General features: G+C 44.7%; 15 protein-coding genes. 9 read left to right on the top strand and 6 right to left on the bottom strand.

Annotated elements, in window-relative coordinates:
- Positions 1 to 149: 149 nt before the first annotated feature.
- Both EKG38_RS10830 and EKG38_RS10825 read right to left on the bottom strand, forming a co-directional pair.
- Positions 150 to 1133, bottom strand: a complete 984-nt coding sequence (locus tag EKG38_RS10830) for an ABC transporter permease (RefSeq protein ID WP_126520283.1) — start codon at positions 1131 to 1133, stop codon at positions 150 to 152.
- Positions 1130 to 2014: an ABC transporter ATP-binding protein gene (locus EKG38_RS10825; protein ID WP_126520282.1), complete on the bottom strand. Its 885-nt coding sequence runs from the start codon at positions 2012 to 2014 to the stop codon at positions 1130 to 1132. Before EKG38_RS10825 ends, EKG38_RS10830 begins: the two co-directional genes overlap by 4 nt.
- Positions 2015 to 2201: 187 nt before the next feature.
- On the opposite strand from EKG38_RS10825, the gene EKG38_RS10820 reads away from it, so the two are divergent.
- The 7 genes from EKG38_RS10820 (at position 2202) to EKG38_RS10790 (ending at position 12447) form a co-directional block, all read left to right on the top strand.
- Complete coding sequence (locus tag EKG38_RS10820) at positions 2202 to 3095, top strand: ABC transporter substrate-binding protein (RefSeq protein ID WP_126520281.1); 894 nt, start codon at positions 2202 to 2204, stop codon at positions 3093 to 3095.
- A gap of 344 nt (positions 3096 to 3439) precedes the next feature.
- On the top strand, positions 3440 to 5374 hold the full coding sequence (locus EKG38_RS10815; protein ID WP_246033136.1) for a hypothetical protein: 1935 nt from the start codon (positions 3440 to 3442) through the stop codon (positions 5372 to 5374).
- Between the two features lie 166 nt (positions 5375 to 5540).
- Positions 5541 to 6302 (top strand): LuxR C-terminal-related transcriptional regulator, encoded by a 762-nt coding sequence (locus EKG38_RS10810; protein ID WP_126520279.1) that lies wholly within the window; start codon positions 5541 to 5543, stop codon positions 6300 to 6302.
- 203 nt (positions 6303 to 6505) lie between these two features.
- Positions 6506 to 8458: a hypothetical protein gene (locus EKG38_RS10805; protein WP_246033135.1), complete on the top strand. Its 1953-nt coding sequence runs from the start codon at positions 6506 to 6508 to the stop codon at positions 8456 to 8458.
- Between the two features lie 157 nt (positions 8459 to 8615).
- Entirely contained in the window at positions 8616 to 9377 is a 762-nt protein-coding gene (locus EKG38_RS10800) for a helix-turn-helix transcriptional regulator (RefSeq protein ID WP_126520277.1), read from the top strand.
- 209 nt (positions 9378 to 9586) lie between these two features.
- Positions 9587 to 11479 carry a hypothetical protein gene (locus tag EKG38_RS10795; protein WP_246033134.1) on the top strand — a complete coding sequence of 631 codons (1893 nt, stop codon included), beginning with the start codon at positions 9587 to 9589 and terminating at the stop codon, positions 11477 to 11479.
- 206 nt (positions 11480 to 11685) lie between these two features.
- Positions 11686 to 12447 (top strand): helix-turn-helix transcriptional regulator, encoded by a 762-nt coding sequence (locus EKG38_RS10790; RefSeq protein ID WP_126520275.1) that lies wholly within the window; start codon positions 11686 to 11688, stop codon positions 12445 to 12447.
- Positions 12448 to 12531: 84 nt separating this feature from the next.
- Here EKG38_RS10790 and EKG38_RS10785 read toward each other — a convergent pair whose 3' ends face one another.
- Positions 12532 to 13317 (bottom strand): helix-turn-helix transcriptional regulator, encoded by a 786-nt coding sequence (locus EKG38_RS10785; protein WP_185826837.1) that lies wholly within the window; start codon positions 13315 to 13317, stop codon positions 12532 to 12534.
- 146 nt (positions 13318 to 13463) lie between these two features.
- Here EKG38_RS10785 and EKG38_RS10780 point away from each other — a divergent pair, with 146 nt between their 5' ends.
- Both EKG38_RS10780 and EKG38_RS10775 read left to right on the top strand, forming a co-directional pair.
- Entirely contained in the window at positions 13464 to 15344 is a 1881-nt protein-coding gene (locus tag EKG38_RS10780) for a hypothetical protein (protein ID WP_126520273.1), read from the top strand.
- A 1013-nt stretch (positions 15345 to 16357) separates the two neighbouring features.
- Positions 16358 to 16672: a site-specific integrase gene (locus EKG38_RS10775; RefSeq protein WP_126520272.1), complete on the top strand. Its 315-nt coding sequence runs from the start codon at positions 16358 to 16360 to the stop codon at positions 16670 to 16672.
- A gap of 107 nt (positions 16673 to 16779) precedes the next feature.
- On the opposite strand, the gene EKG38_RS10770 is transcribed toward EKG38_RS10775, so the two are convergent.
- From EKG38_RS10770 to EKG38_RS10760, 3 genes are all read right to left on the bottom strand, one after another.
- Positions 16780 to 18099, bottom strand: a complete 1320-nt coding sequence (locus EKG38_RS10770) for a hypothetical protein (protein WP_126520271.1) — start codon at positions 18097 to 18099, stop codon at positions 16780 to 16782.
- Between the two features lie 189 nt (positions 18100 to 18288).
- Positions 18289 to 20592 (bottom strand): SEL1-like repeat protein, encoded by a 2304-nt coding sequence (locus EKG38_RS10765; protein WP_126520270.1) that lies wholly within the window; start codon positions 20590 to 20592, stop codon positions 18289 to 18291.
- A 1-nt stretch (position 20593) separates the two neighbouring features.
- The gene (locus tag EKG38_RS10760; protein WP_126520269.1) at positions 20594 to 21142 is read right to left on the bottom strand and encodes a hypothetical protein; all 549 of its coding nucleotides are present in this window, start codon (positions 21140 to 21142) and stop codon (positions 20594 to 20596) included.
- Between the last annotated feature and the right edge of the window lie 3 nt (positions 21143 to 21145).

Genomic DNA, 21145 nt, shown 5'->3' with positions numbered 1-21145 from the left:
ATCATCGATGTTTATACAATCCTGGCGCCATATTTAACACCTTAAACAGTGTGTTCAAGGTATAAAGCCCTATAAACCAAAGGGTAAAAACTCTTCTCCCCTCTATATTCAGTAGTCAGAGCGCGGTGCTATGCCCTGAACCACAAGAATTAATCCCAGCGAAAACTGCGGCTCGCCACTCCCAAACAGATCAGGATAATCGCAACGAGGAACAGCAAGTGATCGCCGATATCTAACAGGCCTGCGCCGTCGATGATCACAGCCCGGTTAGCGTCGTTCATATGTGTCAGGGGCAGGCAATCAGCCAAGAATCTGACCCAAGGTTTACTGCCTTCCAGGGAAAACCAGATCCCCGACAGAAACATCATCGGCCAGGAGAGGATGTTAAGCAGACCGTTACACAACTCGTCCGAGCGGGTGCGACTGGCCACCAGCAAGCCGATACTGATCATGGCTGCACTGCCCAGCAGAGTGTTAAGCACTAAAAGAGCCACATTGCCTTGAGAGCGGATATCGAACAGGAGCGCGATAACCGCAAATACTAAGATGGCGGAGACGACCGTGGCGCCCAGTCTGGAGATAAGTTGTGATGCCAGAAACTGCCAAGCTGCCAGTGGTGTCACCTGCAGACGCTTTAGTACGCCGGTTCTTCGGTATCTGACCACGACATACCCCACACCATAAAGGGCAGAAAACATCATGTTCATGCCGATAATACCGGGTAAGATCCACTCCACATGACGGACGGCTTTGCCTGTAATTGCCTTTTGGTGTAACTGAGGCAATTTGCCGAGAATGACTTGCTCCAGGATGTAACCTTGGGCGCTTTCCGGGTTGACCCAATAGGTATCATTACTAATTAATCCATCGACTAAGTGTCTGGATACCTTATGTTTTGCTTGTTCAAGATCGCTGTAATGGATAATTTCGATATGTTTTAACGCCGATATTTTTTTTATCTGCTGGACCTCACCATAGACGCCAAGCTGATAGAGGCTGGGGTTATCGTCATCAAACACCAACACAAGGGCGATCACTATGATGATAGGAAAGAGTAGCGACCAGCCCAGTGCCGACTTGTCACGAAGGAACTCCAGGTTACGCGCGGTGATCAGTGCAAACAGTGCATTCATAGTCGAAGCTCACTACCGGTTAACTTTAAAAACAGATCTTCTAAGTGCGGTTTACGTACGGCCATGCCACTCGATGAGCCCGGCGACGCCTTTAGCATGGGGAGCAGATCATTGAAGCTGTGGCATTCGACGCGTGTTTGCCCTGCGCACTGGCTTATTTTTACGGGTAAGCCGTCAAAGTCATGTTCGGCGTACTCACCATTGAGTTCGACTATCTGTGGCATGAAGTTATCTTTGAGTAAGCTGTCTGGCGAGCCTTCTGCGATAAACTCCCCTCTGTCCATGATCGCAATTTGATCGCAGAGCTGCTCCGCTTCTTCCATATAATGGGTCGTCAGTATTATGGTCTTGCCCTGCTGTTTAACCTCCCTGATCAGCTGCCAGAAATGCAGACGCGCCTGAGGGTCGAGTCCGGTTGTAGGCTCATCTAAGAAGAGTAACGCCGGGTCGTTAATCAGACTCAGCGCCAGCAGTAGTCGCTGCCTTTGTCCGCCTGAAAGTGTGTAATGAAATTGGTCAGCAATATCTGATAGCTGACACTGTTTTATCAGATGAGGTAGAGGTGTATGGCTCTGGTAGAAGCTTGAGAAGAGCTTAAGGCAATCGTATACGGTCAGGTGGTCGGGCAAGGTTGTCGATTGAAATTGAATGCCGATCTCTTGCTTAAAGTTTTTATCGATTGGCAAGCCCCGGTACAATACTTCACCGCGAGTTGGCTTAAGTACACCCTCAAGGATCTCCAGAGTGGTCGATTTACCGGCGCCATTGGGTCCGAGCAAGCCAAAACACTGACCCGCTTCAATTTCCAAGTTAATGTTATTGACCGCAATAGAATCACCGTAACGGTGAGTCAGGCCGCGCACACTCAATAATACTGACAATACAACCTCGAGATAGCTAAATAGAGCTGTATTGTCATCAGTGTAATGACAAAAAACACTGGGGTTTTTAACAGACTTTTATACTGCACATCATATTTGTGTGCTTGTACACAAACCGGTTTTAACTCACTTGTCTTTACCGAGAATCTCTCCATGATGCACATATACTGGGTAATTGAGATTTAACATGCGCGCGATAAAGATACTATTTTGCCTCTTATTGGCACTCGGGCCCCATTCTGTTTTCAGTCAGGAGGGAGAACAGCTCAGAATCGTCTCCCTTGCCCCTAACTGGAGTCATACTGTGGCGGAGATAGGCGCCATAGATGACTTAGTCGGTGTGACACGTTATGCACGATTTCCAGCAGAGGTGCCCCTGAGAGTCCAGCAGAAACGAATCGATGTGGTCGGTGGCTTCACGGATATCTCAATCGACAAGATCACCCGACTCGAGCCGGATCTCGTACTCACCGCCACCGGCTTACAACTCAGGTTAAAGGCAAAGCTGGAAGCACTCGGTATACCGGTTATTCATATGGAGGAGTCAAGCTTAGAGGAGGTATACGCTAAGATACTGCTACTGGGTAAAACCATAGAACATCAGCAGCAAGCCGATGATCTGGTTGAATCTATACAATATGAGTTGAAGGAGATTGCGGCTCAGTACAGCGATCACCCATCTCCTAAGGTCTACTACGAGATTAATTACCTCTATAAATGTGTGCCAGGTAAACACTCCTATATGACTGAACTGATTGAGCTGGTGGGCGCAAAACCAATCTTTTCCGAGCGCGATGGCATAGCCCCTATGGTCACCTGGCCCGAAGTGGTTACGCAAAACCCGGATGTGATCTTGCTGCCTATGTGGCCAGATGCTACCGGCCCTGTGTTCGAAGGTCCAGATGCCGGAAGCGGCACCACCACCATAGCAGAGGTTAAATCCCGCGAAGATGCCGATAGGGTCAACGCAGTAAATAAGGATGCTGTTAGGTTTATCGACTCGGCCGTGACGAAACAAGCCGGCCCGAACATTCCACAGGCCGCCAGACTACTCGCCGAGGCGATATACGCAGAACAGTAAAGCACACCAGTAGTAAAAACAGACAGCACTATGCCGAGTGTTTCACCTAAACACTCGGTATGTCTTTCCTGTTAACACCTACGCCCTCTTCCCACCGGCTCTGAAATTTTTCATTATTTTTACTCACTAATGCTAAACCATTAGTCCTAAACATCAGTACAATATCTGTTTCACGGCCCGCAATAAGTGCTAGCTAAGAGATAAATAAAGCTGAAATAGCAATGAAGATCACACCTGAGATCTCTGCAAAAAAATCCTAACAGATCCATTAAGGTTTACATTGCTGACATTCGCTACTCTCATTTTGCCCAATCTTGGGCTAACAATAATTCAAATGAGAGATGATGATGAAAAAATTATTGCTAAGTACCTTGGTGCTCGGCCTACTCAGTGGTTGTGGCAGCGACGATACTCAAGACCAGCCTGATGAGCTTGTGAGTCCGCAACCGGATAAACCTAAGTACCTGACCGTTGACGTTAAGCCCGAAGCCAAATTCGTAGGTACATTCAAGGTAAATCTGGGCCGATATCCCGATCCGGTCAAAGCCTGGCTTCAGAGCGATGAGGCATATCATCAAGGCAATCACACCCACGACAAGATGGAGACAGGTCAATACTATGCAGTTGATGAGCGAGACGCACTGCTAGCAGGGATAGTCAACGAACCAGAGGCCGCAATTATCGTCGATGCAGCTGAGATGCATCAGCTGTTGATGACCAACCCGGATGGTTTAGGTGTTGGAAGTGCCAGAAGTGATATTTTTGTATCGGGTCACTATTCTGTGTTTGATGCACTGCGTTATCTGGCCCTCACCCGCAATGATATTAAACTTGATAATATTATTGGTTATAACGACAGTGGCCGCGACACCTATGAGTTTACCCTGTCGTGGGATTGTAACGGCGACGGTGAGTTCAGTGACACCGATAATATCAGCAAAGAGTCTGGTGATATCTATGGTTGTGGAGTGAATTCCAGCAACTATGAAAGCCCTGACTGGCACTTCAGATTTACCTTTGAAAACGGCGAAATGGCTAAAGCAAACGGAACCCTTAATGGTGTTGGACCTCAGGGCGAAGCTAGCTATGAACGTATGGATCAATTCTGGCTAAAACCCGGTATGAAGATACGTTTCCAGTCATTCTCTCCGGAAATGACTCAGAGACGCCACTGGGTACAAGATAGGGAAATGTCACGCCTGACACAAAATAGTGGCAAGGTCATCGTTCCGACTTTCTCAGTTAACACTCCCCCACCGATGACACCCACTGTGATTAAAGATCTGGAAGTCACAGCACATAACATGAGACCCGATATATTCCAGCCTGGAGTAATTACGGGGATGGATATATTTCTCTCTGCTGCAGATGCTGGGTTAGATATTAAGTTCAACTATTGGCCATCACTCTCAACCGGTGCAGAAGTCGGTAGCTTTGCCCTATTCCGAGCACAAGGTATTTCCTCTGAAGTAGGACGCGGTTGGAGCACTATGTATGGTGAGCATGCCACACAGAGTGACTTTTCCCGCCATTCGGTTTGCGATTTTTCATCCCAAGGAATAGTTGTGGATCCCGAACATTGCCGCCGGGATTGGCAATCCAGGTTTGGTGGTAACGTTGTTCACCTTATGTCAGATAGGTGGGTGATGAATCAGCCTCCGGAATTCGTTATGGCAGGGTTTAAAGATCACTATGAAACATGGGGAATGCCTGAGTACTCCGGAAAAGATCGAGTCGAACGCGACTTCAGCCTCGAAGAAGATGGTTCTGACGTCATGACGCTTCAGGTCTATGAACTACCTGAAGACGCGCAGGGACCCGTTTTGCAACCAACTCATTTTGGTTGGGGTATAGCCGATTGCACAGAGTGTCACAATGAAACTAAGCAGCCGCTGGGTCATGGCGGTTACAGCTGGCCAGTCAACAGCAGTGATGGCTTCGATGAAGTCCAACCTTACTATTGTGCCACTTGTCATGGGAATAACGGTGCACCAAAGGCTCATGGTGAAACCGCTCGCTGCTTCTGGTGCCACGACTCAGAAGAAAATCGTCCTGCACATCATGGCGATGCATCGACTCAACGTTTCTATCAAGGGGATGAGGTAAAGAGTAACTCTCATATTTATAATTACCCTAATGAGATCGCCGCATTACCAAGAGATAAGATGGGTAACTTCAGGGAGTATGACAATATTTGGAGCTCTGTAAATTCCGATTGGGACATGAGTAAGCCCTTCCCTGATCCGTACTCCTGCATGACTTGTCACCAAAAACCTTAAAATAATTGGGATTAGACTCAGGGGCACACTAGCGCCCCTGTTCTACTTTGACGCTAGTGTATTATCCCTATATTCTGCCTTGATAAGTACTATTGTTAAGTACTGTTGATAAGAGCTAAAGGCACTCGATGCCGCCCAAAATGCAACACCGAAAAGAACCATTTCTATGAGAAACTGTACATCTAAACCCTGCGACATTGACCCTAAGTATATTAGCTTCGTTCGTGAGTACCTGGCCGATTATGGCATTACAGAGTTCTTCTATGGCATTACGATCAAGACGAAGCCAACTACAAAGGAAAGATTCAAAAAGTTGCGACAACGAGTTCCCAACGAAATGCTGAAGGCGAGATATATGCTCTGCTCCAGCAAGACAATCATGGAGTACCGCCATCACTATCTTTCGCATTTTGCAGCCTCCGATGATGGTTACTTCGAAAAGCAAAAATTAGGGTTAAACCTGTTAAAAAACGCCGATATAACAACGGCAAAGGGTCAACAGTTACAACGACTAAGGGATGAGTATGGTTTCAAAAGCTGGGGAGCCTGGCGATTTCCGATAAAACATAATTCAAACTGGGAAGCGGTCTATGTTTTCTTCTCCGATCTCGAACAAGAGGCACTCAAAGAAATCTTACAGGCCCATAAGGAACAGATAGATCACCAACTGCAGCTCTATTCCAGTTTTTTTAATGAGCAGTGTATTGCCCAGCTCAATCCCATCACCAATTTTAACTGCCTGTCTGCTAAGACGATGCAGGTACTGCAACTTACGGCTCAAGGCCATTCAAGCGATGAGATCGGAGAGCAACTGACAATCTCCGAAAGTGGAGTTAACTATCACCAAAACCGCCTAAAAGAGCTGTTTAATGCCAAAAACCGGGCTCAGCTGGTGAGTTTTGCCCACTCATTAGGCGTCCTTGATTAATTCGATTCGCCTTAATTCAAAGCAAAAACAATTATTCAACTTCCGGTTAAAATCATATCCACATCACAACTCTCTTTTCCCCGCTAAAACACTACGACTAGTCGTAGCGTTTTGGCGGATCGCATCGGCTAATCTCGTGTCTGCAAATTCAGATGTAATTTGTAACCTAAAAAATAATTCAACAACTTACACCGAGAGAGATGATGATGAGAAGAAAGCTATATAGCGCGCTTTTACTGAGCATGTTAGCAGGCTGTGGCAGTGATGACTCGCCACAAACTCCTGTAACTCCAGAAGAGCCGAAGCCTGAGAAATCAAAATACCTAACCTTAGATATCAAACCTGATACTAAGTTTACCGGTGAGTTTTATGTGAACTTAGGTCGCTACGATGACCCTGTGACTCACTGGATACATGACAACAGCGATCTTGATGATAAAGACAGGCCCAAAGCCGATGGTCCTGACGTAGATTTTAACAAAGATGGCTGGATAGATGAGCGTGATGCACACTTGGCTGGCGTGTATAACCCTAAAGAGGCCAGCATCAAAGTAGATGCAGCTAAGATGCATCAGCTATTAATGACCAACCCTGATGGCTTGGGGGCGGGCACTGCCCGTAACGATATTTTCGTTCACGGTCACTACGGCGTATTTGATGCGTTGCGCTACCTTGCCGTTACACGTGATGATCTTAAACTCGAAAATATTGTCACCCCGGAAAACAGCGGCCGTGATACCTTCGAATTTGTGGTGTCCTGGGACATCAATGGCGATGGTATTTTCGATGAACAGGATAACGATATCTATGCCAATTTTAAGGGTAAAGATTGGCATTTCAGGTCTAAATTCGATGGTGGAGAGTTTAAGAAAATCGACAGCACCATCAGTGGTATTGGCCCTCAGGGCGAGCTCACCTACTCCAGAATGGATCAATTTTGGATCCAACCTGGCATGACCATTCGCTTCCAACCCTTCTCTCCTGAGATGACTGAGAGAAGACGATGGGCTCAGGATCGTGAAATGGCAAGGCTTGAGGAGTCCGGTGGCAAGGTTATCCTACCGACTATGTCCATCGACTACAAAAAAGAGAATGAGCCTCCTACGATTATTAAAAACCTGGAAGTCACCGCACACAATATGAGACCGGATATCTTCCAGCCGGGTGTGATCACTAAGATGGATGTCTTCCTATCCGCAGCCGATGCCGGACAGGATATTGCCTTCAATTACTGGCCTACTCTCTCTACCGGGGCAAAGATAGAACATTTTGCTCTATTTAGAATTAACGGTGTCGCATCTGTTGTTGGCCGTGGATGGACAACCGGGTATGGTGAAATGGCAATCGTAAAAGACTTCACCCGTAATTCAACATGTGACTTCTCATCACCGGCTGGTGGAAACATGGAGATAGAGGTAGATCCGGAACATTGTCGCATAGATTGGAGAACTAATTTCGGTGGCTGGGCCGTTCATATCATGTCCGATGTATGGGTAATGAACCAGCCGGTCGAATATGTTCATGCGGCAATTAAGTCTCATTATAAGGTGTGGGGAATGCCGGAGTATTCCGGTAAAGATATCATGGAACGTGATTTCAGCCAGGCCGAAGATGGCTCGGATATCATGACACTTCAGGTATTTGACCTCCCCGATGACACGAACTCTGAATCAAACAGGGCCCTGCTAAAAACCACTCACTTCGGCTGGGGAATCGCCGATTGCACCGAATGCCACAATGAGAGTAAAGATCCATTGGGCCATGGAGGCCACAGTTGGCCGATTAACTCGAAAGATGGCTTCGATGAGACTCAGCCTTATTACTGTGCCACCTGTCATGGGAGCAATGGGGCACCGCAGGGACATAACGAAACTGCACGCTGTTTCTGGTGTCATGACACGAAAGATAACCGCCCCTTACACCATGGAGATGCTTCTACTCAGCGACGTTATCAGGACAGCAAAGGAGAAATTAAGAGTAACACCCATATCTACAATACCAACATCCCTAAAGACGTAAATGCGCTACCAAGAGATAGCATGGGTAACTATGAGGAGTATACGGACCTGATGAGCTCGGTAAACTCTGACTGGGATATGAGCCGGGTATTCCCCGATCCTTACTCCTGTATGACTTGCCATCCTAACCAAGATTAGGGCGAGATAACCCAAGTTAATTAGCCTAATCGGGCTTGGGCTGCAAAACGCTCAAGCCCTCTTTGACAATGAATATCACCATGGGTAGTCTCATTAACTCAGAGATTAACCAAGACTCAGCACAGCATTAAATAACATTGATTAGCCAGTATTATCTATGACCAATATTTACAATAAACCTTGTGACATCGACCGCGAACATGTTCGCCTTGCCAGTGAATTTTTAGCCGAACAAGGGGTGAGTGAATTCTTTTATGGTATTACAACCAAGTCATTAATGCCTGCGACCAATGAATTTAAAAAACTACGCCGACGCATGCCAAATGAGATGCTTAAGGCAAGATATGGCATCAGTTCCAGTGACAATATACGGATGTACCGCCAGCGCTATCTGCAACATTTTGCCGCTGGTGATGAAGCCTACTTCGATAAAAACCTTCCCGGGCTGAATATTTGGCGTGACCCCGACTATAGCGGTGGTAAAGGCGAGCAGTTTAAACGCCTGATGGATGAGTATGGTATCGTCAGTCGTGCTCTATGGCTGTTGCCCATCAAATACAACCCTGACTGGTTTGCTGTTTTTGTTTTATTTTCTCCACTGGACAGAAAAACACTCAGTCAGAATCTCAACGCTAACCGTGAGCAAATTAACTACCAACTACAACTCTACTCCAGCCTGTTCAATGAACAGTGTATTGCTCAGCTCAACCCCATCACTAACTTTAACTGCCTCTCAGCCAAGGCTTTACAGGTGCTGAAACTCACCGCACAAGGCTACTCCTGCGAGGAGATCGGTGAAACCTTGGTGATGACAGAAAGCGGCGTGCACTATCATCAAAACCGTCTCAAAGAGCTGTTTAATGCAAAAAACCGGGCCCAACTGGTGAGTTTTGCTCACTCATTAGGCGTGTTGGATTGATTTAACTCAGTGTGAGGAACTGCGACCGCTTTCTTTGCGGTTCATCACACTTTATGTTCCTTTTGAAATAAATATCACAGCATCCCCACCAAGTTCAAAACCCTGCAAATCTGAATAGGGTTTCAATTATCAAGTTTCGCTACGCTTAACTCGGCCAATTTATAACTCAATTAAAAATCCGGATCCGATTAACACCACGAGAGATGATAATGAAAAAAATACTAACCAGTGCGCTATTACTTGGCCTGTTAACGGGTTGCGGCAGTGATGACACCACTGAGACACCCGTTATTCCTGAGCCTGAAAAGCCCAAATACCTCACTCTGGACATTAAACCTGAAGCAAAATTCGAAGGCACCTTCAATGTTTATCTGGGCCGTTTCCCCGACCCTCTTAAAGATTGGCTACAGAGTGAAGACGCACGAGATCTCACTAATGATGGTCATATTGATGAGAGAGATGCGCATAAAGATGGAGTCTTTAACCCTAAAGCTACGCCAATCGTTATCGATGCCGCTAAGATGCATCAAGTGCTGAGCACAAATCCCGATGGGTTGGGAGCCGGTAGTGCTCGAGGCGATATTTTTGTTGATGGCCATTACTCGGTGTTTGATGCACTTCGTTATCTGGCCATTACCCGTAATGACCTGAAGCTCGAATCTGTCATCTCACCACAAAACAGCGGCCGGGATACCTATGAGTTCACTCTATCCTGGGATAGCAATAGAGATGGAGTATTCGACGAACAAGATAATGACCTTAAGGATAATCTGGTCAATTATGATAACTATATGGGCAGGGACTGGCATTTCCGGTTCACCTTCGATGGCGGTGATCTGACTACGCTCAATGGCACACTCGATGGCTTGGGGCCTCAGGGTGAAGTGACCTATGGCCGCATGGATCAGTTTTGGATCCAACCGGGAATGAATATACGTTTCCAGCCGTTTTCGCCTGAGATGACCGAACGCCGACATTGGGTTCAAGACAGAGAGATGGCAAGACTTTCAGAAAATGGTGGCAAGGTGATACTCCCACTACTTCGTTTAGTGCCCTCAATGACGCAGGCACCGACGGATCTGATAAACCTCGAAGTGACGCCTCACAATATGAGACCGGATATTTTTCAAAATGGTGTGATAACCAAGATGGATATCTTCCTATCGGCAGCGGACGCGGGAACAGACATAGCGTTTAACTATTGGCCCTCTCTGTCTACCGGGGCCGAAGTCGGTCATTTTGCTCTGTTCAGAGCACTAAAAGTCGCATCGGAAGTAGGCAGAGGCTGGACAACCGCATATGGTGATATGGCGGTTCAGGGAGACTTTAATGCTCACTCTACATGTGATTTCTCATCACCTGCCGGTGGCGGACAAGACATAGCAGTTAACCCGGAGCACTGCCGCTTAGATTGGAACTCCAACTTCGGTGGCAATGCACTGCATATCATGCCTGATGTCGGGGTCATGAACCAACCGCTTGGCTTTGCCATGGCCGCGATTAAGTCTCACTATGAATTATTTGGAATGACTGAGTATTCAGGAAAAGAGGTTACCGAACGTGACTTTAGTCCACAGGAGGATGGCAGCGATGTGATGACGCTTCAGGTATTCCCTCTACCGGAAGATAGTCAGGGGCCAATACTGGAAACAAGCCATTTTGGTTGGGGAATTGCCGATTGCACCGAGTGTCATAACGAGAGTAAAGATCCTAATGGCCATGGCGGATACAGCTGGCCGATAAACAGTAGTGACGGTTTCGATGAAACACAGCCTTACTATTGCGCGACCTGTCATGGCAATAACGGCGCGCCTAAAGGCCACGGTGAAACCGCTCGCTGTTTCTGGTGTCACGGGGGCGAGTCAAAACCGGTCCACCATGGTGAAGCTTCGACGCAAAAACTCTATCAGGGTGATGATATTAAGAGTAACGATTTCATCTATAATGATCCCAATGAACTCAATGCCCTACCCAGAGATAAAGACGGTAACTATAAGGCCTATGAAAAAGTATGGAGTTCTGTTAACTCTGACTGGGACATGAGCCGGGTGTTCCCTGACCCATACTCCTGTATGACCTGCCATAAAAATTCGGCTGATTAAGTCAAGACTCACATTCGACCAGCTCATTTAAATAGTTGAGTGTAATATCTACCACAAGAGCCTGTATACTCTGATGTATCAGGCTCTTAAATTTCATATAATAAAAATACAACACAGAGATTATTGTTATCTCCATACGGACAAATGAACACTATTGGACTTAACCGGATAACTAAGACGGACAACTAAGAAAAATAACGATTTTTATGAATACAATCGATACAAAACCTTGTCAGGTACCCGCACAGCAGATGCAGCTAATCAGTGACTATATGGCGCAATACGGTATCACTGAGTTTTTTTACGGTATCACGACAAAAAACAGAATGCCTCAGGGAATTGACTTTAAAAAGTTGAGCCGTCGCGTGCCTAATGAGATGCAAAAAGCTCAATATAGTGTCTTTTCGAGTGAGAAGATAAGACGGTTCAGACACGATTACCTTCAATCGTTTGCCCGTTTTGACGCCGGTTATCAGGAAAAAAATGTCATGGGGCTGAATATCTGGCGTGACCCCGATTACAGCGGAGGAAAAGGAGCGCAATTTAAGAAGTTAATGGAGCAAAATGAGATCCACAGCCGTGGGGTTTGGTACTTCCCGGTTAAATATCATAGTGATTGGACTGCCGTGTTTGTTTTCTTTTCCAACATGGAACGTCAAGCACTGGTCAAAATACTTAACGATAATCTGGAGGAGATAAATGCCCAGCTGCAACTTTTTTCAAGTTCACTCAACGAGCAATTTATCACTCAGATAAACCCGGTTACCAACTTTAACTGCTTGTCGGCAAAGAGCCTTCAGGTATTGGCGCTAACAGCTGAAGGATATGCCTGTGATGAGATCAGTAATCAACTGATGCTTTCTGAAAGCGGTGTGAATTACCACCTCACCCGCCTTAAGGAGCTGTTTCATGCGAAGAATCGTGCTCAACTCGTCAATCTGGCCCACACATTGGGGGTATTAGATTAGCGAGTGCAGCCTAAGATTCTATCGTGTTAACAATTAACTCTCAGCACATAGCGGTGCAAGTCACTGACGACCAAACAGATTGAACTAAGTCGGTGGCAGCATCGCATTCATGATCCCCATCTGAAAAGCACGACTAACAAGCTGTGCCCGGTTATTTGCACCAAAAATAACTTTCATCTTATCAAGATGATAAATCACTCCCCGCTCACTCAAAAACAACGTCTTAGCAATTCGCTGGGTAGACACGCCCTCTGCTGCCATCTCGAGGATCGTTTTACTGGTTGGTGTCATACAATGAAAATTATAGACGGGGTTCAACAGGTGAATATATTTGCTGGAAAAATATTCACCATAGAGCTCTAACAGCCTTTGTATCTTATCTCTATTGTCATCGATGGCCACTTTCATCTCATTATCGCTCAGCGACGAATACAACATGAAAGTATTCACCCAACTCTTATGATACTTGGTTGGCAGCAACCATATCACCCTACTGTAAATGTCATCTTCCTTAAGCAGTTTAATAAATTGATGCTGTGTCGAATCTGGCTGACGCCAAATGTTCGGCCCCATCGCTTTCTTTTCAAAGTAACACTCATCATGGCGGGCAAAGACCTTGAGATAGGTATCCCTTAGACGACGGGTTTTCTCATCAGAAAAAATGGCATAGCGAACTTTAGCCATCTTCAGCGGCAGTCTCTTCTCTAATTTCTTATAGGGGTGATCCTGACCAGGGTTTGGGTTAGCTCCTATACCGTAAAAGAAACCATTAACTCCCAGTACTTCGAGCTGAGAAAGCAGATCTTCGATAATTTCAGTAGGTACAGAGCAAGCTTCAGTCATAGGAACACCGGTAAATTTGCGGGACAATTAAATCTTATGCATAAAAAAATCACTTTTCAGGACAAATCTCACACTTTTACTTACATCGAGCGATTTAGTGTCACAAATGATGGTGATTGAGAATGTTAAAAAGCCAAAAATTGCCACACCATTAAAAATGAAGAACTTATAATATGAAAAAATCCAATTTAGCATTTCTCCTGCCAGTGCTACTTGCTTCAGCTTGTAGCGATGACGACAACTCATCAACAACACTAGATCCCGTAGTTCCGCCGTCTCCCGTTTCTGAATATTCCACTATCGATATCACGCCTAAAGCCACGTTTGACGGTACTGTCACTGCCTATCTGGGCAGATTTGAAGACAAGTACAGAGACTGGCGATTAAGCCCTGACGCCATCGATGTCAACAATGATGGTCATGTCGATGAAGAGGATGCCCTTGAGTTAGGCATTCTCAACGACCTTGGAACGCCGATTGTCATTGATGCAAAAAAAATGGATGCGCTTTTGCAAACCAACCCCGATGGACTTGGAGCGGGAACCGCCAGACCCGATATTTTCGTCGATGGCCACTACTCAGCCTTCGATGTATTGCGCTACCTGGCTCTGACTCGTTCAGACATCAAGCTCGAAAACATCGTTCCTTATGAAGAAACCGGACTGGATACCTACCAATTTGCCGTCTCATGGGATCAAAACGGCGACGGTATCTTCGATTCACAAGATGCAAACAGCTTCAACAGCTCAGATTGGCACTTCAAATTTAAATTTGATGGTGGCGAAAAACGGCGTGTAACCGCCAGCCTGGATGGCATTGCTCCCGATGGTGAGTCCAATTATATGCGTATGGATCAGTTCTGGGTACAACCGGGCATGAACCTGAGATTTCAGCCTTTCATTAAGGAGTTCATGGCCAGAAAAAACTGGGTAATGCTGCAGGAGACGGAACGACTCAAGGTGAATGGTGGTAAGGTCATCATTCCAGAAGTCATTTCATCCACCGATTATGGTGCCACTTATGAAACTATTCTTGAAGACCTAGAGGTCACCGCACACAATCTTCGTCCCGACATCTTCAAGCCCGGAGTTATCACAAAGATAGATATCTTTTTATCTGCAACTGATGCCGGACATAAATTTGTCATAAACTATTGGCCTACTATTTCCACCAAGTCTCCAGTGGGACACTTCGCCCTGTTCAGTGTCGATGGCAAAGACTCGGTCGTTGGTGAAGGCTGGATCACCGATTTCGGTGAAAAGGATGCGGAGACTGACTTTGCTCCTTTTGCCAAATGTGACTTCGGCGCAGATGGTACGACTGATGGCTTACCGAAAGTGACTCATGAAGCCTGTTGGTCAGAATGGAATTACTATTTCGGTGGCAACATGGTGCACCTGATGACCGATGTCTGGGTCATGAACCAACCCAGTGAAGTGGCCAGAATCGCCTACAAGAGCCATTACACCATCTGGGAAATGGAAGACTTTAATGGTAACAAGATCCAGGAACGTGACTTTAGTCAAGATGAAGATGGTAGCGATATTGCGGTCCTGAGAACTTTATCTCTTCCTGACGAAGCCACCTCAACACTGCCGATTTTAAAAGAATCACACTTTGGCTGGGGAATTGCCGACTGTGAAAGTTGCCACAACGATACAGCTCCCAAAGGACATGGCGGCTATTCTTGGCCTGTCAACAGCGTCGATGGATTCAATGAGATCCAACCCCATTATTGCGCAAGTTGCCACGGCAATAACGGTGCCCCAGCAGGACATCAGGAAACAGCCCGCTGCTACTGGTGTCACTCTGAAGACCAGTTGCCAAAAAATCACGGCGATGCATACGCTAAGAAACTGATAACCGGCGTGGAAAATTTAGAAGGTAACCTCCACAGTTATCCTAAAGCAGGTTCTGCCATCACCCGAGACAAGAACGGTAACTTTGCGCCATACACTGAGATCCTCAGTGCCACTAACTCCGACTGGAACATGAGCAAGGCATTCCCAGACCCATATTCCTGCATGACCTGTCACCCCAACGGTCCTAAATAACCTGCTTATCTAAGTGTATGATTTTAGGTACGAAAAAGGGCTACTCTTTCGAGTAGCCCTTGATCTAAATGTGGCGGAGAGATAGTGGTCTTTAAACAATAGGAATCCTGAGGTTCAATTCCTTATCCATTTAAAACGAAAAAAAAACCAGCATTTCTGCTGGGGCTTCATCTGAATGTGGTAGAGAGATAGCGATCTTATAACTGGAACCCTAAGGTTCATATCCATATCAGTTAACTAACTCTTAATTAATTAGATTCTGAAACGAAAAAAGGCTCATCATTACTGATGAGCCTTTCGTCTTTCTCTTTATAACAGACTGGGGTGCAGAGATAGCGGTCTTTAAACATTAGGAACCCCGGGGTTCAATTCCTTATCTTTTTAAAACGAAAAAGCCCCAGCATTTCTGCTGGGGCTTCATCTGAATGTGGCGGAGAGATAGGGATTTGAACCCTACCGCTGCATATAAAACTAAAAATAAACCGTTAAAAATCAGTTTGTAACGAAAACAAAACGGAACAATAATTGTCAATTGGTAACTACAATTGACTCTAGTGAAAATCTAAGTTGATGTCAACAGCTACCCACGCCCAAAACATCTTGTTCTAAACTCCACTAGAATTGTTATAGTAACCAATAAATTTATTCATATTTGATGATGTTCGAACTAGATACTATACAAACCTGATAATTAGATTTCGTTCCATAAACGGAAAAACCCACAACAAGAGTCATGAGCTTTATCTTATGTCTTTGATGGCTGCTTACATAGGAATATCCAAAGCGCTCAACTGTTCAAAAATGTATCATTACGGTACTACAACAGTTTTGGTGATTCCTGGTGAATAGGCACAAGGGAGATAGTCTGCCGTGATGAGGTCTTCTCCTGTATTGCCGAGCTACGTGAACGATTTCCCGACCGGAAACCATCAGATAAGTTATTTAGGCTTGCCGATGGGTCAACGACTAAAGAACTTGGTAAGGCATTTGATAAGGCGCTCCTCGAGACAGGCTTGAAACAGTCAGCACATGGTGTCAGAACACTCTATTCATTACGTCATACCTATATCACATGGCAGCTTATGTCTGGTGAAGTATGTATGAAAGTACTGGCTAAACAGTGTGGTACAAGTCTCCAGATGATTGAGCAGCACTATAGTTATGTAGTACCCAAGATGTTCACTCGTGAACTCTCTGGTGTTAAAGTTAGAAAGTCGAAACCTAAAAAGGCCACTCGTTCGCCAGCTGCTTTAGCGAAAAGTCATGCCAGGTTAACAAAACAGTTTAATGAGTGGGTACTTGAGTACAAAAAACGTGGCTGTATCTAAACAGCTTAATAGCCTTAGAGAGTCGGCCGATAAGACAGCATCGTTGACTCACGAAATATAATTCTACTGAGCTAGTACTGCTAAACCACTTACTAAACTACGTAGCTTTAATATTTAGATTTCAAAACCTTAGCTTTATTACGGGAATCTCGAGCAAGCTGATCGTTACGCATACCTGTAAAGGTAACCTCATTTTCCTTAGCCCTGCGGTCATAAAGCTCCGCATCTGATTTCGCTTTTAAAACTTCGTGGGCTTCAGATGCGCTCATGCCACTATTCACTAGCCTACTAAACTTCGCTTTGTCTGCAGCTTCCACATTAGATGCCGCTCCCATAATAAAGATGAATATTACTGCAAGTGGGAGAAAGGTCAGTATTGGAACTAAAAGGGTCGATACAAAGAATATCAAACCAAACAAGGATAATGTTGGAGCAGCGAATATGATTAAGCGTTGCTTGATGGTTCGACCAAGGAAAACTGAGAGTGAGGCAAAAAGGATAAGCGAAAAGAATACCATGTTTGTAATCTCGGCCCCGTTATCAAACCCAAACAGCAATAACAAAGCGACTATGGAAGCATAGATAGCGACTATTGTAAATTTAACACTGTCATGCAGTAGCCCGAAAAGTAGTTCAGCTAGAAAGCTTTGCTTCACATGCCTATTTTGACCTTTCATTTTCTTCACCCTAAGGAATAGTTCCATGACTATTGTGAGCATCATGGTCGAAATAAGCACGCCTATCGTTACCAATATAAATGCATCCTTGTTTATGAGAAGTCTCTGGAATGCCTCAAGACCGTATTTAGCAAACTCTTCTCCTAAACCACTAATTACTAGCGCCACAATGATTATGGATATTCGTGCTGTAAATGAACCTAATGTTATAGGAAGGGGTTCGTAGAAAGCACTTTGCCCCCTTTTGTTGTTAAGGAGATGCGAAAATAGTCTTAAGAAAATCCACGTTGCTACTATATAGACTAGAGCTATTGTAAAAGGAACATTATAGGCGCCAAGATATTCAGATATTGTTGCCATCGTGTCAGGATTCCAAGACACAGCAACTATCCATGCAGCCTCAATGAGCTCTTTATTAAGAAAAATACCAATTAATACTGCCGATGAAAGTATCAATATTATAATCATAGCTTTAACTGTCGTAACTAGCTCATCAATGAATATCACTGAACTAGTTTCATTGGGACGTATGCACTCAGAACAGATTTTGACTATGATCATCAATGTAGCTATACCTACAGCTATAGGCAATATGTAGTACTTGATTTCAAATGGTACAGAATGATGTACGGATTCTATTCCATAAAACACAGAAAATGCAGCCGGTACAATTGACAGTACAAGGCACAATATACTTGTAATTATCGCTATTGTTACTTTTGATCCAATATTATTGCATTCTTCATTCAATTAGTATAGCTCCCCACGTTGAACATAATAGATTGATGACAATCGAGAAAGCTATGTCATGATCTTTTTATTAAAAAACAATCTTATGGCACTGCATCACTGCATATTATGCGAATGATTCAGCACCACTTCAAACTATGCTTTTCAATAAAATTCAATGTTATCCGTAATAAAAATAGCGGTTCGCTATTAAACTTTGCCTTTACTGAATACTGGCAAGCCCTGCTTCTTTTTTATGGTTTGATAAAAAGGTTCATTTTCAAGGACTGGCAAAATTATTCTACGAAATTGTCGAGCTATTTCAATATATTGAGAGTTCCCCGAATCGAGCATACGTCGGCTGAGGTACATCATTTTTCTCAGCAGTTCATTTCCTTCATCTTTGCCGATACTGCCAATTTGCCAATTTAACCTGAAGCTTTCAAGTTTTTTAAATTTTGTCATATAGCTCAGAAGCAGTGTGGAGTCGAGAAGTAATTTATCACCATGCATTGCAGCCTGCTCTAGGAAAGGAATAGCTTCGACAGCCCGGTCTTGACGGAATAAGTACAGCCCATAACGCCAGGAGGCGTAGCCACGAACGTCATTACTTCTGTCTTGTTCACCAACAAAAATGGCATTTTTAGTCGCGAGAGCCATTTTTTTTAGTCGCTTGACCTCACCACTTGACAAAGTGTAATCAAAAGGAAAAGCGTACTTTACATAAACATCCGCGATGCTCCAGTGGTCGCTGAACTTTATTCTGAGTTTATTCACAATAAATGCCGCTGCATATTGCTTTGCACTAATGTAGCCATTTTGTGCCGCATTAGTAGAATCCCAGTCATTAACTTCGGCAAACTTCTTGAAATAAAAGTCATACGGTAAAAAGCCAGTAATCAACGATTCTGCGACTTTATTACTCGCCTCTGAATTCCCGCCCTTTAATGCGATAGCAAACTTGTAAGATGCGGATAGCATTTCCTTAGCATAAGCATCACTTCCCTTTTCTAAACGTGTGGCCTGCTCTTCGAGTAGTAGTCCTAATTCATAGTGACAATAGCCATGAGTAAAAGCCCTGTTGTCAAACTCTTCGATACAAGTGGTGAACATATCTTCTGCTTTAGCCTCATCTACTTCAATGCCGAAACCGTATCGATAGGCTTGACCAAGCTGCATTAAAGATTTCGACATAATTGCAGAAAGTTGATTTAAGATGTCAGACGGTACCTCTTTATACGGCCTGCTTTTGTCATACCCAAAGATTTGTTCCGGCGTCATCGGCAGTTGTTCGTTTATTTGTTGCATCACCTCAGGAATCCCGAGTTTCAGCCAGAATGCAGATGCTGGAGTATTGTGCTCAAGTCCATTACCGATCGCATAGTGATAACCAAGAGTAATTTGAGATAGCGCATGGCCGTTCTGAGCTGCCTCTCGACACCATTGCAGATCACGAGACAAATAGTTTACATCCCAAGAGTGGGCAAAACACAGTAACCACATAGCATCAACATCGCCATTTTTAGCGTCAACATCCCAGTGTTTAATAGCTGTGCTAAGGTAACTCTGGGCATTTTTAATGGTCGGCGCTTCGACCATACTTTTTTGTTCTTTGAGAATTGCTTTCGCATATTTGAGTTGTTGGCTTGTGTGTTTTCCGGGTTTTTTAAGAAAATTACGTGCCATTTCTCCATTTGATACGTCCGATGCAATCCGGCTGTACTTTTTATAAGCTTTCACGCCTGCCTTATAATCATTGCTTGAAGGGCGCAGCACATAGGGAATAATGGGCCGATCAAAGTATTGGTACACTTCGACCCTGCTTTGCAGTTCATTACGAATGTTTTCAGACTCGGCCAACAAGCCTTTTTCGTATATCGCAATATCAGCAGTTACAGAGACCGTATTGCCAGTCCAAGACACATCGGAAATATGCTGGATACTAATATTGGTTGAGGTAGTGCGGGTTATGATGGAATCAAAATACTCCAGATCAGCTTTTTGCAGTAATTGACTATCGATATTGACCAGGGTATCCAGACTAAATAAAGCATCAGCCTTGAGTTGTTCTACGGCCCGATTAAAAATGTTAGCTTTAGAGTCAGTTGTACTGCCGGTGTAATGAGCGCTCATTTTTCTGACAACTACATGGGCTTGGTTGCCTTCGATAGTGTTGAATAACTCTGAGGGTATAACATGCAACTTTGCTTTCATGTAGTAGCTGTCGCCAAAATCCCTCCAGTCGAGTACGCTACTAAATTGAATTTTGCTTGAAAGCTCTTTATTAGTAATCGTCAGCATAGAAGTTTGTGAGTGCCGATCCTCTAACCTGTGAATTTGCTTCCTCTGGCTCCAAAGCTCTAATGCTAGATCTCGTTTTAACAGCTCATTGGCAACAATTTTTGGCTCTTCAGGCGCATTGGAATCGTGTTTAAAGTAGATTTCCCGGATAAAGCTTTCAGCGTTAACTGAAGATGATAAAACCAATGTAATGATAAGCGTTATTAGGCGCATCTTATATCTCATCGCTATGCCTGCTACATGTCATTAGTCCTTCACGGCCCATCCACATTAGCTCGTTGCTGCCGGTGATGCGTAATGTAACTTCACTCACCCCCGGGGACAGATGCGGATGCTGTTTATTGTGAATCGAAGTGAAGTATTCAGAAAAATGGAAGAACTCTTCCCAAGGGTATTCCACCAGGGTTTGTGCTTCAGCACTTTGTAGTTCCAATTGAAGAGTCTCCTTACTCAAAACCCAGCGTCCATGGGAGTCGATGGCTATCTTAAGAGTACCGAAGCTATTATTGGTATCGGAGATCGTCAGTCGCTGACGATAACTCCCGTTTTTATCAAAATGAACGCTGTTGGCAAGGGAGGTTATCCCTCGAAACGAGATTTTTTCCTGTTCACAGTGCCACGGACCTAACAGTGCTGACTTGGAAAGTGGCGTGTTGACCGATAATCCTCGCCCGTTTGACTGACATCCAGTTAGTAGCAGGATTGTTGAAGCAATGACAACATAGATAAACATGTGATGACGATAGGCTGTATTTGTATTCATTAG

The sequence above is a fragment of the Shewanella canadensis genome, from assembly GCF_003966225.1.
In the GTDB taxonomy this organism is placed as follows: domain Bacteria; phylum Pseudomonadota; class Gammaproteobacteria; order Enterobacterales; family Shewanellaceae; genus Shewanella; species Shewanella canadensis.
The sequence above is the reverse complement of the archived record's forward strand: the minus strand, read 5'-3'. Positions and strand labels throughout refer to the sequence as shown.

Coding starts and splice junctions, on each gene's coding strand:
- EKG38_RS10830 (WP_126520283.1), bottom strand. CDS start 1,133: ATGAATGCACTGTTTGCACTGATCACCGCGCGTAACCTGGAGTTCCTT.
- EKG38_RS10820 (WP_126520281.1), top strand. CDS start 2,202: ATGCGCGCGATAAAGATACTATTTTGCCTCTTATTGGCACTCGGGCCC.
- EKG38_RS10815 (WP_246033136.1), top strand. CDS start 3,440: ATGATGAAAAAATTATTGCTAAGTACCTTGGTGCTCGGCCTACTCAGT.
- EKG38_RS10810 (WP_126520279.1), top strand. CDS start 5,541: ATGAGAAACTGTACATCTAAACCCTGCGACATTGACCCTAAGTATATT.
- EKG38_RS10805 (WP_246033135.1), top strand. CDS start 6,506: ATGATGAGAAGAAAGCTATATAGCGCGCTTTTACTGAGCATGTTAGCA.
- EKG38_RS10800 (WP_126520277.1), top strand. CDS start 8,616: ATGACCAATATTTACAATAAACCTTGTGACATCGACCGCGAACATGTT.
- EKG38_RS10795 (WP_246033134.1), top strand. CDS start 9,587: ATGAAAAAAATACTAACCAGTGCGCTATTACTTGGCCTGTTAACGGGT.
- EKG38_RS10790 (WP_126520275.1), top strand. CDS start 11,686: ATGAATACAATCGATACAAAACCTTGTCAGGTACCCGCACAGCAGATG.
- EKG38_RS10780 (WP_126520273.1), top strand. CDS start 13,464: ATGAAAAAATCCAATTTAGCATTTCTCCTGCCAGTGCTACTTGCTTCA.
- EKG38_RS10765 (WP_126520270.1), bottom strand. CDS start 20,592: ATGCGCCTAATAACGCTTATCATTACATTGGTTTTATCATCTTCAGTT.
- EKG38_RS10760 (WP_126520269.1), bottom strand. CDS start 21,142: ATGAATACAAATACAGCCTATCGTCATCACATGTTTATCTATGTTGTC.